A 14781-nucleotide genomic window follows, 5' to 3' on the forward strand; every position below is an offset into this window, starting at 1 on the left:
TCGGGTGCTCAGGGCCGCACGGCCTCCAACCGCACCGCGCAGGCCTTGAACTCCGGCATCCGGGAGGTCGGGTCGAGCGCGGGGTTGGTGAGGGTGTTGGCGCGGCCCTCGCCCGGCCAGTGGAAGGGCATGAAGACGGTGTCGGGGCGGATGGCGTTCGTGATCCTCGCCGGCGCCACGGCCCGGCCCCGCCGCGACACGACGGCGACCGGATCCCCCTCGGCCGCCCCGAGCCGCGCCGCCAGCCGCGGATGCAACTCCACGAACGGCCCGGGCGCGGCGGCGTTCAGCTCCGCCACGCGCCGCGTCTGCGCCCCGGACTGATACTGCGCCACGACCCGTCCGGTGGTCAGCAGCACGGGGTACTCGTCGTCCGGTTCCTCGGCGGCCGCACGATGCGAGACGGGAACGAACCGGGCACGTCCGTCGGGGGTGGCGAACCGGTCGAGGAAGAGGCGGGGGGTGCCGGGGTGTGCCACGTCGGTGGTGTCACCCGTGACGGTCGGGCGGCGGGTCGCGCTCCGTTGCGCGACCGCGCCCCCTGCCGCGGCTTCGGGTGTGGCCGGGCCTGCCGTTGCGTGTTCGGGTGCGCCCGGGCTACCCGCCGTCGCGCCGGGCGTGCCGCCCGCCGGGCTTCCCGGCGCCGTTGCCGTTGCCGTCGCCGGGTCAGTGGCCGGATCCCCGGACTCCGTCGCCGATGCCGGGGCGTCGACCCGCACCTCGCCCTCCGGCTCCACGGCCTCCGCACCCCCCGGGCAAGGCCAGAACACCCCGTCCTCCTCAACCAGCCTGCGGTACGTGATCCCCGAGTAGTCCGCCGGGCCGCCCGCGCTCGCGCGGCGGAGTTCCTCGAAGACCTCCTCGGGGTCGGTCGGGAAGCCCTTCTCCACGCCCAGGCGGGCCGCCAGCTCGTGGAGGACCTCCAGGTCGCTGCGGATGCCCTCGGGCGGGGTGATCGCCCGGCGGCGGAGCAGGACCCTGCCCTCGAGGTTCGTCGTCGTACCCGTCTCCTCCGCCCACTGCGTGACCGGCAGGACCACGTCCGCGAGCGCCGCCGTCTCCGACAGCACCACGTCACACACGGCCAGGAAGTCCAGCGACCTGATGCGCTCCTCGATGTGCGCGGCACGCGGCGCCGACACCACCGGGTTGGAGGCCATCAGCAGCAGGGACTTGATGTCCGTGCCCAGCGCGTCCAGCAGCTCGTACGCACTGCGCCCCGGGCCGGGCAGCGACTCCGGGTCCACGCCCCACACCTCGGCGACATGCCGCCGCGCCGCCGGATCGTCGAGCTTGCGATAGCCCGGCAACTGGTCGGCCTTCTGCCCGTGTTCGCGTCCGCCCTGCCCGTTGCCCTGCCCGGTCAGGCAGCCGTACCCGGACAGCGGACGGCCGGCCCGGCCGGTCGCCAGGCACAGGTTGATCCACGCGCCCACCGTGTCGGTGCCCTTGGACTGCTGCTCGGGCCCGCGCGCCGTGAGCACCATCGCCGACTCCGGCTCGCAGAACAGCCGTACGGTCTCCCGCAGTTCGGGAACGGACACCCCCGTGATCCGCTCCACGTACTCCGGCCAGTGCGCCATCGCCGCGGCCCGCGCGTCCTCCCAGCCCGTCGTGCGCTCCTGGACGTACTCCGCGTCCACCCGCCCCTCGGCGATCACCAGGTGCAGCAGGCCCAGGGCCAGGGCCAGGTCCGTGCCCGGCCGGGGCGCCAGGTGCAGGTCCGCCTGCTCGGCGGTCTTCGTGCGGCGCGGGTCGATCACGATCAGCGTGCCGCCGTTCTCCCGCAGCTCGTTGAAGAAGCGGAGCGACGGCGGCATGGTCTCCGCGAGATTCGACCCGACGAGGATCACACAGCCCGACTTCGGGATGTCCTCCAGCGGGAACGGCAGGCCCCGGTCGAGCCCGAACGCCTTGATGCCGGCGGCGGCCGCCGACGACATGCAGAAACGGCCGTTGTAGTCGATCTGGGACGTGCCGAGCACGACCCGCGCGAACTTGCCGAGCGTGTACGCCTTCTCGTTCGTCAGACCGCCCCCGCCGAACACCCCGACCGCGTCCGGCCCGTGCTCCGCGCGCGTACGGCGCAGTCCCGCGGCGATCCGGCCCAGCGCCTCGTCCCAGGAGGCGGGCACCAGCTCGCCCCCGGAGCGCACCAGCGGCGAGGTCAGACGGACGTTGGAGGCCAGCACCGCGGGTGCCGTACGGCCCTTGCCGCACAGCGCGCCCCGGTTCACCGGGAAGTCCGCGCGCTCGCTCACCTCGACGGTCCCGTCCGGCGCGGGCGTCAGGTTCATCCCGCACTGCAGGGCGCAGTACGGGCAGTGCGTGGGCGTGGCGGTGTTCTGCATACCGTTCAGCGTGCTTCGGCCGTGTTACGCGCGGCACGGTTCCCTGTTACGCGGCCGGGACGGGGACCTCCCCGCCGCCGCCCGGGCCGCGTGAGGCACACGGGCCCGTCCGCGTGAGGCACACCGGCCCGGCCGCGTGAGGGACACGCCTGCCCGCCTTCAGGTCGCCGCCGACCGGCACGGACGTTGCCTGTGTGACGAAAAACGCCACATGTGGCTCATTGCGTTCCTTTCTTGTCCGATCTTCCCTTGTTGAGAGTTGAACCAGCCGCACTACGCTCTCGCTACGCGCAGCGCTCGCACGACTCCGCACGGCGTTCGACACCCGGGCATGCCCGCCACTCACGGCTGCATCCACCTGCGGCTCCGCCGCCGGTGGCAATCCGACACTCGAAACAGCCAGGAGGCCACCCGATCATGCCTCTGCGCCACTTGAGCCCCCATGACCAGCACCTCTTCCGCCAGTTCGGCCGGGGCCCGACCGTCCCCGTCCCCGACCCGCTCCTGCACCACGCCGTCGCCCGGCACGCCGCCGCCACCCCGCACGCCGTGGCCGCCGAACACCAGGGCGCCCGCCTGACCTACGGCGAGCTCGACCGGTACGCCGACGCCCTCGCCACCCGCCTGATCCGCGAGGGCGTACGCCCCGGCGACCACGTCGGCCTCTTCGTCCGCCGCTCCATCCCGATGCTCGTCGGCCTGCTCGGCATCCTGAAGGCCGGCGCAGCCTACGTCCCCCAGGACATCGGCCTCGCGCCCCCGGCCCAGCTCACCCACGTCATCCGCACCGCCCGCACCCGGGTCGTCCTCACCGTCGCCGAACACGCCCACCGCGTACCGCTGCCGGCCGGCCACCTGCTGCTCCCGCTCGACGACCTGCTGATTCCGCTCGACGAGCCACTGCCCCACGCCCCGGCCCCGCGCCCGCGCGTCACCGGCGACGACGGCTGCTACGTCCTGTTCACCTCCGGCACCACCGGCCGCCCCAACGGCGTGAAGGTCACCCACCGCAACGTCGCCAACCTCCTGCTCACCGAACCGGGCGGCCTCGGCATCCGCCCCGGCGACCGGGTCGCCCAGCTCCTCAGCATCGCCTTCGACATGGCCGCCTGGGAGATCCTCGGCTGCCTCACGCACGGCGGCACCCTCGTCATCCGCGGCAAGGACATCGCCGCGGCGGCCCGCACGGCGGACGTGATCATCGCGACACCGACCGTGCTGTCCGGCCTCGACCCCGCCGCCTGCCCGCGCGTGCGCACGGTGGCCGTCGCGGGGGAGCCCTGCCCGCGTCCGCTGGCCGACCGGTGGGCCCGGCAGGCCGCCTTCCACAACTGCTGCGGCCCGACCGAGACCACGATCGTCAACACGATGAGCCGCCACGACCCGCACGCCCCGCTGCTCACCATCGGCCGCCCCACCCCCAACAACACGGTCTACGTCCTCGACGCCGACCGCCGCCCCCTGCCCGTCGGCGAGACCGGCGAGATGTGGGCGGGCGGCGACTGCGTCTCCGCGGGCTACCTCGGCAACGACGCGCTCAACGCCGAGCGCTACGCCCCCGACCCGTTCCTCGGCGGCGGCCGCCGCATGTTCCGCACCCGCGACCTCGGCCGCTGGACCCCCGACGGCCGGCTCGAACACCTCGGCCGCACCGACGACCAGGTCAAGGTGCGCGGCTTCCGCGTCGAGCTGGACTCCGTCTCCTCCGTGCTGGAGGCCGCCGGCTGCACCCGCGCCGTCACCCTCAAACGCGACGCCCGCACCCTGGTGTCCTTCGTCTGCCCGGCGGACGTCGACCCGGACGCGGCCCGCCGCGCGGTCGCGGACGCCCTGCCGTACTACTGCGTCCCCGAGCAGGTCCTGCCGCTCGCCGACCTCCCCGGTACCGACCGCGGCAAGGTCGACAAACAGGCGCTGCTGCGCATGATCGAGGAGCGCCTGGCGGTGGCCCGATGACCACGTCCCCGCCCCGCACCCACCAGGACACGGGCGAGCTCCCGCCGCTCCTCCCCGCACCCCGCCGTCTGCTCAAGCACCCCCGCCTGATGCACTACAACCGCCTGGCGGCCCTGGTGCTGCTGTCCAACTCGGCGTTCCTGTGGGCCGCCTGGCCCCTGGCCGCCCCCACCCTCGGGCACGCCGCGCTCGCCAACCTCGCCCTCGCCGTCGTCGTACGCCAGCAGTACGTCATCAACCTCTTTTTCCGGCTGGCGACCTCGGCCCCGACGCACTGGCCGCTGAAGGTCCGCTGGGCGCTCGGCAAGGTGTACCACTTCGGCGGACTGCACGTGGGCGGGGCGCTGGCGGGAACGGCCTGGTTCCTGGCGCTGACGATCACGACACCGAACGGCCCCCTCATGGCCGTCGGCTGGGCCCTCCTGGCGCTCCTCGCGCTCATCATCGCCACCGCCCTGCCGCCCTTCCGCTCCCGCCGTCACGACCACTTCGAGAAGATCCACCGCTTCGGCGGCTGGAGCGCCCTCGCGCTCTTCTGGACCCACACCCTGCTCTCCGGCCAGGGCCCGGTCCCGCTCGCGGTCCTCGCGGTCGTCACGTTCAGCGTGGCCCTGCCCTGGCTGCGGCTGCGCAAGGTGGACGTCCGCACCGAACGCCCCTCGCCGCACGTGGCACTGGCCCGCTTCGACTACGGCGAGACGCCCTTCGCCGGCTCCTCGACGGCGATCAGCCGCAGCCCGCTCAAGGAGTGGCACTCCTTCGCCAACGTCCCCGCCCCCGGCCGCTCCGGCTTCCGGCTCACCATCTCCCGCGCCGGGGACTGGACCGGCTCGTTCATCGACGACCTGCCCGAGCGGGTGTGGGTCAAGGGCATCACCACGGCCGGAGTCGCCAACATCGAGGTCCTGTTCAAGAAGGTGGTGTATGTGGCGACCGGCAGCGGAATCGGCCCCTGCCTGCCCCATCTGCTCGCCGCCGAGGTGCCCTCCCGCCTGGTCTGGGCGACCCGCGACCCCCGGGCCACCTACGGCGACGCCCTCGTCGACGAGATCCTCGCCGTCCAGCCGCACGCCCTGGTCTGGGACACCTCCCGGCACGGCAAGCCCGACATGGTGCGCCTCGCCCACGACGCCTACCGCGACTTCGGGGCGGAGGCCGTCATCTGCATCTCCAACAAGCGGCTGACCTGGCAGGTGGTGCACGGCCTGGAACGGCGCGGCATTCCGGCGTACGGCGCGATCTGGGACTCGTGAGCCCGCCTCGTAACCCTCCTGAAGGAGACGGAAGATGAACAACCTGAAGGTCGAGCGGGACGGCCGTGTGGTGACCGTCCGCCTGCACCGGCCGCACGCCCTCAACGCGCTCAGCTCGGAGCTGCTCGCCGAACTCCTCGGGGTGCTCGGCCCGTTGGACCACGACCCGGACGTGGGCTGCGTCGTCGTCACCGGCTCGGAGAAGGTCTTCGCGGCAGGCGCGGACATCAAGGAGATGGCGGCGAAGTCGGTCGTCGACATGCTGTCCGAGGACTACTTCGCGGCCTGGGAGGACTTCGCGGACCTGCGCACCCCGAAGATCGCCGCCGTCAACGGCTACGCGCTCGGCGGCGGTTGTGAGCTGGCCATGATGTGCGACCTCGTCGTCGCGGGCGAGTCGGCCCTCTTCGGCCAGCCGGAGATCAAGCTGGGCGTGATACCCGGCATCGGCGGCACCCAGCGGCTGACCCGCCTGGTCGGCCGGGCCAAGGCCATGGACCTGGTGCTCACCGGCCGCACGATGGACGCCCGGGAGGCCGAGCGCTGCGGCTTGGTCTCCCGTGTGGTCCCCGACGACCGGGTCCTCGCCGAGGCCCTGGGAGCGGCGGCGGCCGTCGCCTCCTACGGCCGTACGTCGGTCAGGGCGGCCCGCGAGTGCGTCGACCGCGCCTTGGAGACGGGCCTCAGGGACGGCATCCGCTTCGAACGGCGGGTGTTCCACGCCCTGTTCGCGACCGACGACCAGAAGGAGGGGATGGCGGCGTTCCTGGGGAAGCGCACGCCGCGCTTCCACGGAAGCTGACCGCTACGGGAAGGGCCGGGGACGGGACACGCGGAGCGCGCCGGCCGCGCTTCCGTCCCCGGCCACGTTCAGGGGCTGTGCCTGGTCAGGGCACGGCCCCGGTCAGCACTCGTACGCGTAGTACGGCTCGTCGCCCACGTCCAGACCGATCCTCCCGACCCCGCTGGGGCCGATCTGGATACACGAGGGGTCGAAGCCGTCGACTTCCACGCTGGCGGAGATGGTGTGCCCGCACACGTTGTGGATGTCGGCCCACCACTGGCCGGAGGCGCCGAGCTTCGCGCAGCCCGGCTCCGGGGCCTTGACCGCCGCGGCGGCCACGGGCGCCGCCGAAGCGGTCCCCATGGCGGCCGGCACGGCCAGCAGCGCGCCCGCGGCGGCCATCACCAGCGCGGTGCGAAGTCGAGTCATCAGATGTCCCTTCCCCCAGTTCGCGGCGGCGGCCCGATCCGCCACCGCACGGAAAAGACACCAAGCGTGTCCGCGTGAACATGGAGAGCGCCCAAGCCGCATTTCATACCCTGGGGTGAAATGTGCGCGTCAAACCCACTCCGGCGGAACGTCCTGATTCATCCGACAGGCTATTCGGCCGTGGCCAACGCCCTTTCCACGCCCGGCTCTTGAGGCCCGAGGAACCGGGGATCCGGCCGGAACACCGCGTCCAGCGCCGCCTTCCCTGCGGCGAAGATCTCCCGGGCACCGCCGTAGTACCAGGTCGCGTCGTGCACCGCGTCCACCCCGACCCCGTACGACTCGACCCCCGCCGCCTGGCACAGCGCCACCGCCCGCCGGATGTGGAAGCCCTGGCTGATCAGCACGGCCTCGTCCACACCGAAGATCTTCTTCGCGCGCACGCAGGAGTCCCATGTGTCGAACCCCGCGTAGTCGCTGACGATCCGCCCGTCGGGCACCCCGTGCCGCGTCAGATACCCGCGCATCGCGTCCGGCTCGTCGTAGTCCTCGCGGCTGTTGTCCCCGGTGACGAGCACCACCTCGACCCGCCCCGTCCGGTACAGCTCCGCCGCCGCGTCCAGCCGGTGCGCGAGGTACGGCGAGGGCTCCCCGTCCCACAGCCCCGCCCCGAACACCACGGCCACATCGGTACGCGGCACGTCCGCCGCCGTACGCAGCCGGTCACCCGCCACCGCGTACATCCAGGTCGCCGGAAGCAGCGCGAGCACGCACCCGGCCATCACGGCCTGAACCAGCCGCCGCTGCCCCCGGCGGGTACGCGGCAACCTCGGTCTGCGGAACTTCGGAGCACGCATCGGACAGGTCCTTCCCCAGGTCGGTCTGACATTCGAGGACGTCCGATCAGCCCGTCCGGTTCACCGTACGGAAGGTGACCAGCTTCACGCGCGACCCCGAATCCCCAGGTCAAGGGCGCTCACACCCGCCGTGTCCCCCATGGTGAACCGCCGGAAAACACCTGTGACCCCCACGCAACGGGGAGGCAACGTGCTGCGGCGACCATCGGTACATGCCCAGCCAGCTCAGCCTCGTCCCGCCGACCGCGGCCCGCCGCCCGGTCCCGCCCGCCCTCGTCGTGGTGGCGCACGGCAGCCGCGACCCGCGCGCGCTGAGCACGGTCCGCGCCCTCCTCGACCGGGTCCGCGCGCTGCGCCCCGGCCTGCCGGTGCACCTCGGGCACATCGAACTGAACGCCCCCCTGCTCCCCGACACGCTCGCCGCCCTCGAGGACAGTGAAGCGGTCCTGGTCCCGCTCCTCCTCAGCCGCGGCTACCACGTCAAGCGGGACATCCCCGAGATGGCCGCGGCGGCCCGGGCCCGCACCCACGTGGCGGCCCCTCTGGGCCCGCACCCCCTCCTGGTGGACGCCCTCCAGTCCCGCCTGACGGAGGCCGGCTGGGGCCGCACACCCCGCAGCAGCAGCGCGGTCGTCCTCGCCGCGGCGGGCTCCCGCGACCCGGACGCGAAGAGGGACACCGCCCGCACGGCCCACCTCCTGGCGGCCCGCCTGGGCGTCCCCGTCCTCCCCGCCTACGCCTCCGCCGCGACCCCCACGGTCCAGTCGGCCGTCCGCACCCTCCTCGCCAGGGGCCGCCGCCACATAGCCCTGGCCTCCTACTTCACGGCCCCCGGCCGCTTCGCCACGGAGTCCACCCAATCGGCCCCCTGGATCGCCGCATCCCCCCTCGGCACCCACCCGGCGATGGCCCAGCTCCTCCTCCACCGCTACGACGAGGCCTTGACGACGTCGCCCGCTGTACCGGAGCTGGCTTCGGCCTGAAAAGGGGCAGTGGGGCTATGCCCTAAGGGGCACGGGGAACTGCGCGACAAGCCACACTCCACCCGCACACGCCCGAAATCAGAACCCGGCACACGCAGACGCGCTTACTGTCGTCACATGGACGGCACCGCACAACACCCCCCGGCCTACGACCCGACGTCAGTCGACCGCTGGGCCCAGGAACCAGACAAACGCCCCGGCCGCACCGCCTTCCAACGCGACCGCGCCCGAGTCCTGCACTCCGCCGCCCTCCGCCGCCTCGCCGGCAAAACCCAAGTGGTGACGCCCGGCACCATGGGCCCGGCCTGGGACGCCAGCCCCCGCACCCGCCTCACCCACTCCCTCGAATGCGCCCAGGTCGGCCGAGAGCTCGGCGCGGCCCTCGGCTGCGACCCGGACCTCGTGGAAGCCGCCTGCCTCTCCCACGACCTGGGCCACCCGCCCTTCGGCCACAACGGCGAACAGGCCCTCAACGCCTTCGCCGCGGACTGCGGCGGCTTCGAGGGCAACGCCCAGTCCCTCAGACTCCTCACCCGCATCGAGCCCAAACGATTCACCCCCGAGGGCTCCGTCGGCCTCAACCTCACCCGCGCCGCCCTGGACGCCGCCACCAAGTACCCCTGGCCCCGAGGCGCCCACCCCACCGACCCGGCATCACCCAAATTCGGTGTCTACGAGGACGACCGCCCCGTCTTCGACTGGCTCCGCAAGGACGCCCCCGGCACCCGCACCTGCTTCGAGGCGCAGGTCATGGACTGGTCCGACGACGTGGCCTACTCGGTCCACGACGTGGAGGACGGCCTGCACGCCGGCCACATCGACCCGAACTGCCTGCACGCCGACCCCGAACGCCACGACGTCTTCGAGGTCGCCCGCGGCCGCTACGTACCGTCCGACACCGATCCCGCCGAGCTCGCCGAGGCCCTGGACGGGCTCCTCGCCCAGGAGTGGTGGCCGCACGGCTACGACGGCACCGCCGTCGCCCAGGCCCGGCTGAAGGACGCCACCAGCCAGCTCATCGGCCGCTTCTGCCTGGCCGCCGAGACCGCGACCCGCGCCGCGTACGGCACCGGACGGCTCACCCGGTACGCCGCCGAACTGGTCGTGCCCCGCCGGGCCCGGATGGAGTGCGCCGTCCTCAAGGCCGTCGCCGACCTCTACGTCATGCAGCGCGCCGAGCAGGAACGCCTGCGCGCTGACCAGCGCATCGTCGTGGCCGAACTGGCCGAGGCGCTCACCGCCCGCGCCCCGGACGGTCTGGACCCGCAGTTCCGCGCCCTGTTCGACCAGGCGCCGGACGACCGTGCGCGCAAGCGGGTGATCGTCGACCACATCGCCTCCCTCACCGACACGTCGGCCCGTTCGCTTCACGCCCGTCTGACGGGGCAGGCATGAGACTGACGCGACGCTCGGGACCTGAGCACCCTCGAATGTGACCCTCCGTGGCCTGATCGGGTCACTCCCTCTTCCCCCATCACGCTCCGTGCGGGACGCTCGCAAGTGGCGACATCGTTACGAGGAGGCATCAAGTGGTCGACGCGGATCAGACATTCGTCATCGTCGGAGGCGGACTGGCAGGCGCCAAGGCAGCCGAGACGCTCCGCACGGAGGGTTTCACCGGGCGCGTGATACTGATCTGCGACGAGCGTGACCACCCCTACGAGCGCCCGCCCCTGTCCAAGGGCTACCTCCTGGGCAAGGAGGAACGCGACAGCGTCTTCGTGCACGAGCCGGCCTGGTACGCGGCGAACGACATCGAGCTCCACCTCGGCCAGACCGTCGACGCGATCGACCGCACGGCGAAGACCGTCCGCTTCGGCGAGGACGGCACCGTCGTCCGCTACGACAAGCTGCTCCTGGCGACCGGCGCCGAGCCCCGCCGCCTCGACATCCCGGGCACGGACCTGGCGGGCGTGCACCATCTGCGCCGCCTCGCCCACGCCGAGCGGCTCAAACACGTCCTGACCAACCTCGGCCGCGACAACGGCCACCTCGTGATCGCGGGCGCCGGCTGGATCGGCCTGGAGGTCGCGGCGGCGGCCCGCGAGTACGGCGCGGAGGTCACGGTCGTCGAGCACGGGCCGACCCCGCTGCACGGCGTTCTGGGCCCGGAGCTCGGCGGGCTCTTCGCCGAGCTGCACCGCGAGCACGGCGTCCGCTTCCACTTCGGCCGGCGGCTCACCGAGATCGTCGGCCAGGACGGCATGGTCCTCGCGGCCCGCAGCGACGACGGCGAGGAGCACCCGGCGCACGACGTCCTGGCCGCGATCGGCGCGGCCCCCCGCACCCACCTCGCGGAGGCGGCCGGCCTGGAGATCGCCGACCGTGCCCACGGCGGTGGCATCGTCGTCGACGAGCGGCTGCGCACCTCCGACCCCGACATCTACGCGGCCGGCGACGTGGCCTCCTTCCACCACGCCCTCTTCGAGACCAGCCTGCGCGTGGAGCACTGGGCCAACGCGCTGAACGGCGGACCGGCGGCCGCCCGCTGCATGCTCGGTCGCGAGGTGACGTACGACCGCGTGCCCTACTTCTTCAGCGACCAGTACGACCTGGGCATGGAGTACTCCGGCTGGGCGCCCCCGGGCACCTACGACCAGGTGGTGATCCGCGGGGACGCGGGCAAGCGCGAGTTCATCGCCTTCTGGGTGAAGGAAGGCCGGGTCCTGGCCGGGATGAACGTCAACGTGTGGGACGTCACAGACAAGATCCAGCACCTGATCCGCACCAAGGCCCAGGTGAACACGGAGTCGCTGGCCGACCCGCACGTGCCGCTGGACAGCCTCGTCTCCTAGCTGTCAGGGCTGTCGGTCCGCCCCCGTAGAATTCACGCGTGGCAGGACGGATCAACGACGAGGACGTGAAGGCGGTACGGGACGCGGTCCCGATCGACGCCGTGGTGTCCGAGTACCTCCAGCTGCGCAACGCGGGCGGCGGGAACCTGAAGGGTCTGTGCCCGTTCCACGACGAGAAGTCGCCGTCCTTCCAGGTCAGCCCCAGCAAGGGGTTTTTCCACTGCTTCGGCTGCCAGGAGGGCGGCGACACCATCACGTTCGTGATGAAGATCGACCACCTCTCCTTCTCGGAGGCGGTCGAGCGCCTGGCAGGCCAGGCGGGCATCACCCTGCGCTACGAGGAGGGCGGATACAACCCCTCCCACCAGCGCGGCGAACGGATCCGCCTGGTCGAGGCCCACAAGATCGCGGCGGAGTGGTACGCGGAACAGCTCGCGACGTCCCCCGAGGCCGACACCGGCCGGGTCTTCCTCGCCGAGCGCGGCTTCGACCAGGCGGCCGCCGTCCACTTCGGCGTCGGCTACAGCCCGCAGGGCTGGGACCACCTCACGCGCTTCCTGCGCGGCAAGGGCTTCACCGACAAGGAGATCCTCCTCTCCGGCCTTGCCCAGGAGGGCCGCCGCGGCCCCATCGACCGCTTCCGCGGCCGTCTGATGTGGCCCATCCGCGACATCGGCGGCGAGGTCGTCGGCTTCGGCGCCCGCAAGCTCTACGAGGCGGACAACGGACCCAAGTACCTCAACACACCCGACACGGCGATCTACCGGAAGTCCCAGGTCCTCTACGGCATCGACCTGGCGAAGAAGGACATCGCGAAGTCGAGCCGCGCGGTGGTGGTCGAGGGCTACACGGACGTCATGGCCTGCCACCTGGCCGGCGTCACCACGGCCATCGCCACCTGCGGCACGGCCTTCGGCGGCGACCACATCAAGATCCTCCGCCGTCTCCTCATGGACAACGGCTCGGCCCGCGTCATCTTCACCTTCGACGGCGACGCCGCCGGCCAGAAGGCGGCCCTGCGCGCCTTCGAGGACGACCAGAAGTTCGCCGCCGAGACGTACATCGCGATCGCCCCGGACGGCATGGACCCCTGCGACCTGCGCCTCGCCAAGGGCGACGAGGCCGTGGCCGACCTGGTCGAACCGCGCACCCCGCTCTTCGAGTTCGCCCTCCGCCAGATCGTCGCCCGCTACGACCTCGACACCCCGGCGGGCCGCGCCGCCGCCCTGGACGAGGCGGCCCCCATCGTCGCCCGCATCAAGAACAGCGGCGCCCAGCACGAGGTCGCCGTCCAGCTCGCCGGCATGCTCGGCATCCTCGACACGCAGTTCGTGGTCAAGCGCGTGGCCCAGCTGGCCCGCTGGGCCCGCGACCGCGGCGGCAAGGGCCCGGCCCCGGACCGGCACCAGGCGTCACAGCAGTACGCCTCCGCCCAGCCGTCCGCCGCCCCCCGCGGCCCGGCCCTCAACCTCCGCAACCCCGTCTACGCCACGGAACGCGAACTCCTCAAACTCGCCCTCCAGCGCCCGGAACTGGTCTCCCCGGCCTTCGACGCCTACGGAGCCGACGAGTTCACCGCCCCGCCCTACGCCGCCGTACGCCTGGCCATCCAGGACGCGGGCGGCGCCGAACTGGGCGTCGCGGACCCCCAGGACTACCTGGTCAAGGTCCGCGAGGCCGCTCCCGACGACGCGGTCCGCGCGATGGTCACAGAACTGGCCGTCGAGGCGATCATGCTCCGCAGAGCGGTCGACGAGCCCTACGCCGGCGCCCAGCTGGTCACCGTCCGCCGCCGCGCCGTGGAACGCCGCATCCGAGACATCACCGGCCAGCTCACCCGCCTCGGCACCCAAGGCGACCCGGCCCAGCTGGCCGCCGTACAGAACGAACTCTGGGTCCTCCAGCAGTACGACCAGACCCTGCGCGAACACGGCGCCGCCGCGCTCTGACGTCACCACCCGGTGACGTCCCGGACGCAAAAAGTCATCGCACGCCCCTCGTGGCGACGATGTGTCTTCCCCCACACTGGGTTGCGGTGCCTGAGTCCTCGGAGCGCGGCCGATCCGTCACCGACGGGTCCCAGACCCCCGCGGTTCCGCTCATCGCGTACGGGACGGAATGCGGCGAGGCCGTCGACTCCGCCCCCGAAGTACCGCTGCCGCACACCTTGGCAGCGATCATCCTGGAGGTCGCCCCCGTGCAGACCCAGACCCTCACCCAGACCGACGCCGGTGCCGCGCCGGACGCGGAGGCCGACACCCTCCCAGCGGTTCCGGCACAGAGCCTCGTCGCGCACCACCCCGAGACGGAACCGGAGCCGGAGGAGCCGCCCGCCGAGGCCATCGAGACGGCCGAGGCGCCCGAAGTCGTCGTACGGCCGCCGGCCCGCACCGACACCGGCAGTCCCTCCTCGGACCTGTTCCGCCAGTACCTGCGGGAGATCGGCCGCATCCCCCTGCTGACCGCGGCCGAGGAGGTCGAACTCGCCCGCCGTGTCGAGGCCGGCCTGTTCGCGGAGGAGAAGCTGAGCAACGCGCCCGATCTGGACAGCCAGTTGGCGCTGGACCTCGACCGGCTCGTCGTCATGGGCAGGGTGGCCAAGCGCCGGCTCATCGAGGCCAACCTGCGGCTCGTCGTGTCCGTGGCGAAGAGGTACGTCGGGCGCGGGCTGACCATGCTCGACCTCGTCCAGGAGGGCAACCTTGGCCTCATCCGGGCCGTCGAGAAGTTCGACTACGCCCGCGGCTACAAGTTCTCCACCTACGCCACCTGGTGGATCCGCCAGGCCATGTCCCGCGCCCTGGCCGACCAGGCCCGCACCATCCGGGTCCCCGTCCACGTCGTGGAACTCATCAACCGGGTCGTGCGGGTGCAGCGGCGGATGCTCCAAGAACGGGGGTACGAGCCGACGCCCGAGGAGGTCGCCGCGCAACTGGACCTGACGCCGGAGCGGGTCAGCGAGGTCCTGCGCCTCGCCCAGGAGCCGGTGTCGTTGCACGCGCCCGTGGGCGAGGAGGACGAGGTCGCCCTCGGCGACCTCATAGAGGACGGCGACGCGACCAGCCCCGTGGAGTCGGCCGCGTTCCTGCTCCTCAGGGAGCACCTTGAAGCGGTCCTGTCGACCCTGGGGGAGCGGGAACGCAAGGTCGTCCAGCTCCGCTACGGGCTGGCGGACGGCCGCCCCCGCACCCTGGAGGAGATCGGCCGCATTTTCGGTGTGACGCGGGAACGGATACGGCAGATCGAGTCGAAGACCCTGAACAAGCTCAGGGATCATGCCTTCGCGGATCAACTGAGGGGCTATCTGGACTGATGCCGTCCGCGGGCCCGGTGGGGGCCGATCGCGCAGTTCCCCGCGCCCCTAAAGGGGCGC

General features: G+C 72.4%; 11 protein-coding genes. 8 read left to right on the forward strand and 3 right to left on the reverse strand.

Annotated elements, in window-relative coordinates; genetic code table 11:
* Nucleotides 1-8: 8 nt before the first annotated feature.
* On the reverse strand, nt 9-2351 hold the full coding sequence (locus OG542_RS27730; protein ID WP_328414223.1) for a molybdopterin oxidoreductase family protein: 2343 nt from the start codon (nt 2349-2351) through the stop codon (nt 9-11).
* Between the two features lie 417 nt (nt 2352-2768).
* On the opposite strand from OG542_RS27730, the gene OG542_RS27735 reads away from it, so the two are divergent.
* The 3 genes from OG542_RS27735 to OG542_RS27745 are packed head-to-tail and all read left to right on the forward strand — an operon-like array spanning nt 2769 to nt 6362.
* A complete protein-coding gene (locus OG542_RS27735) occupies nt 2769-4307 on the forward strand; it encodes an amino acid adenylation domain-containing protein (protein WP_328414225.1) in 1539 nt (512 codons plus the stop codon).
* On the forward strand, nt 4304-5560 hold the full coding sequence (locus OG542_RS27740; protein ID WP_328414226.1) for a ferredoxin reductase domain-containing protein: 1257 nt from the start codon (nt 4304-4306) through the stop codon (nt 5558-5560). Before OG542_RS27735 ends, OG542_RS27740 begins: the two co-directional genes overlap by 4 nt.
* 34 nt (nt 5561-5594) lie before the next feature.
* Nucleotides 5595-6362, forward strand: coding sequence for an enoyl-CoA hydratase-related protein (locus OG542_RS27745; protein WP_328414228.1), 768 nt, complete (start codon nt 5595-5597; stop codon nt 6360-6362).
* A 102-nt stretch (nt 6363-6464) separates the two neighbouring features.
* Here the strand turns inward: OG542_RS27745 and OG542_RS27750 are convergent, their stop codons facing one another.
* Together OG542_RS27750 and OG542_RS27755 are read right to left on the reverse strand one after the other, a co-directional pair.
* On the reverse strand, nt 6465-6773 hold the full coding sequence (locus OG542_RS27750; protein ID WP_328414230.1) for a hypothetical protein: 309 nt from the start codon (nt 6771-6773) through the stop codon (nt 6465-6467).
* A gap of 170 nt (nt 6774-6943) precedes the next feature.
* Nucleotides 6944-7630 (reverse strand): SanA/YdcF family protein, encoded by a 687-nt coding sequence (locus OG542_RS27755; RefSeq protein WP_311125554.1) that lies wholly within the window; start codon nt 7628-7630, stop codon nt 6944-6946.
* Between the two features lie 212 nt (nt 7631-7842).
* Between OG542_RS27755 and OG542_RS27760 the strand changes: the two genes are divergently transcribed.
* The 5 genes from OG542_RS27760 to OG542_RS27780 all read left to right on the forward strand — a co-directional run bounded on the left by OG542_RS27760 (nt 7843) and on the right by OG542_RS27780 (nt 14721).
* The gene (locus OG542_RS27760; protein WP_328414233.1) at nt 7843-8613 is read left to right on the forward strand and encodes a sirohydrochlorin chelatase; all 771 of its coding nucleotides are present in this window, start codon (nt 7843-7845) and stop codon (nt 8611-8613) included.
* A gap of 117 nt (nt 8614-8730) precedes the next feature.
* Entirely contained in the window at nt 8731-10008 is a 1278-nt protein-coding gene (locus OG542_RS27765) for a deoxyguanosinetriphosphate triphosphohydrolase (RefSeq protein ID WP_328414235.1), read from the forward strand.
* Nucleotides 10009-10142: 134 nt separating this feature from the next.
* On the forward strand, nt 10143-11408 hold the full coding sequence (locus OG542_RS27770) for an NAD(P)/FAD-dependent oxidoreductase (RefSeq protein WP_328414237.1): 1266 nt from the start codon (nt 10143-10145) through the stop codon (nt 11406-11408).
* A gap of 38 nt (nt 11409-11446) precedes the next feature.
* The gene (gene dnaG, locus OG542_RS27775; protein WP_193477900.1) at nt 11447-13357 is read left to right on the forward strand and encodes a DNA primase; all 1911 of its coding nucleotides are present in this window, start codon (nt 11447-11449) and stop codon (nt 13355-13357) included.
* An 86-nt stretch (nt 13358-13443) separates the two neighbouring features.
* Nucleotides 13444-14721, forward strand: a complete 1278-nt coding sequence (locus tag OG542_RS27780) for an RNA polymerase sigma factor (protein ID WP_311125550.1) — start codon at nt 13444-13446, stop codon at nt 14719-14721.
* Nucleotides 14722-14781 lie beyond the last annotated feature (60 nt).

Source organism: Streptomyces violaceus (assembly GCF_036014075.1).
In the GTDB taxonomy this organism is placed as follows: Bacteria; Actinomycetota; Actinomycetes; order Streptomycetales; family Streptomycetaceae; genus Streptomyces; species Streptomyces violaceus.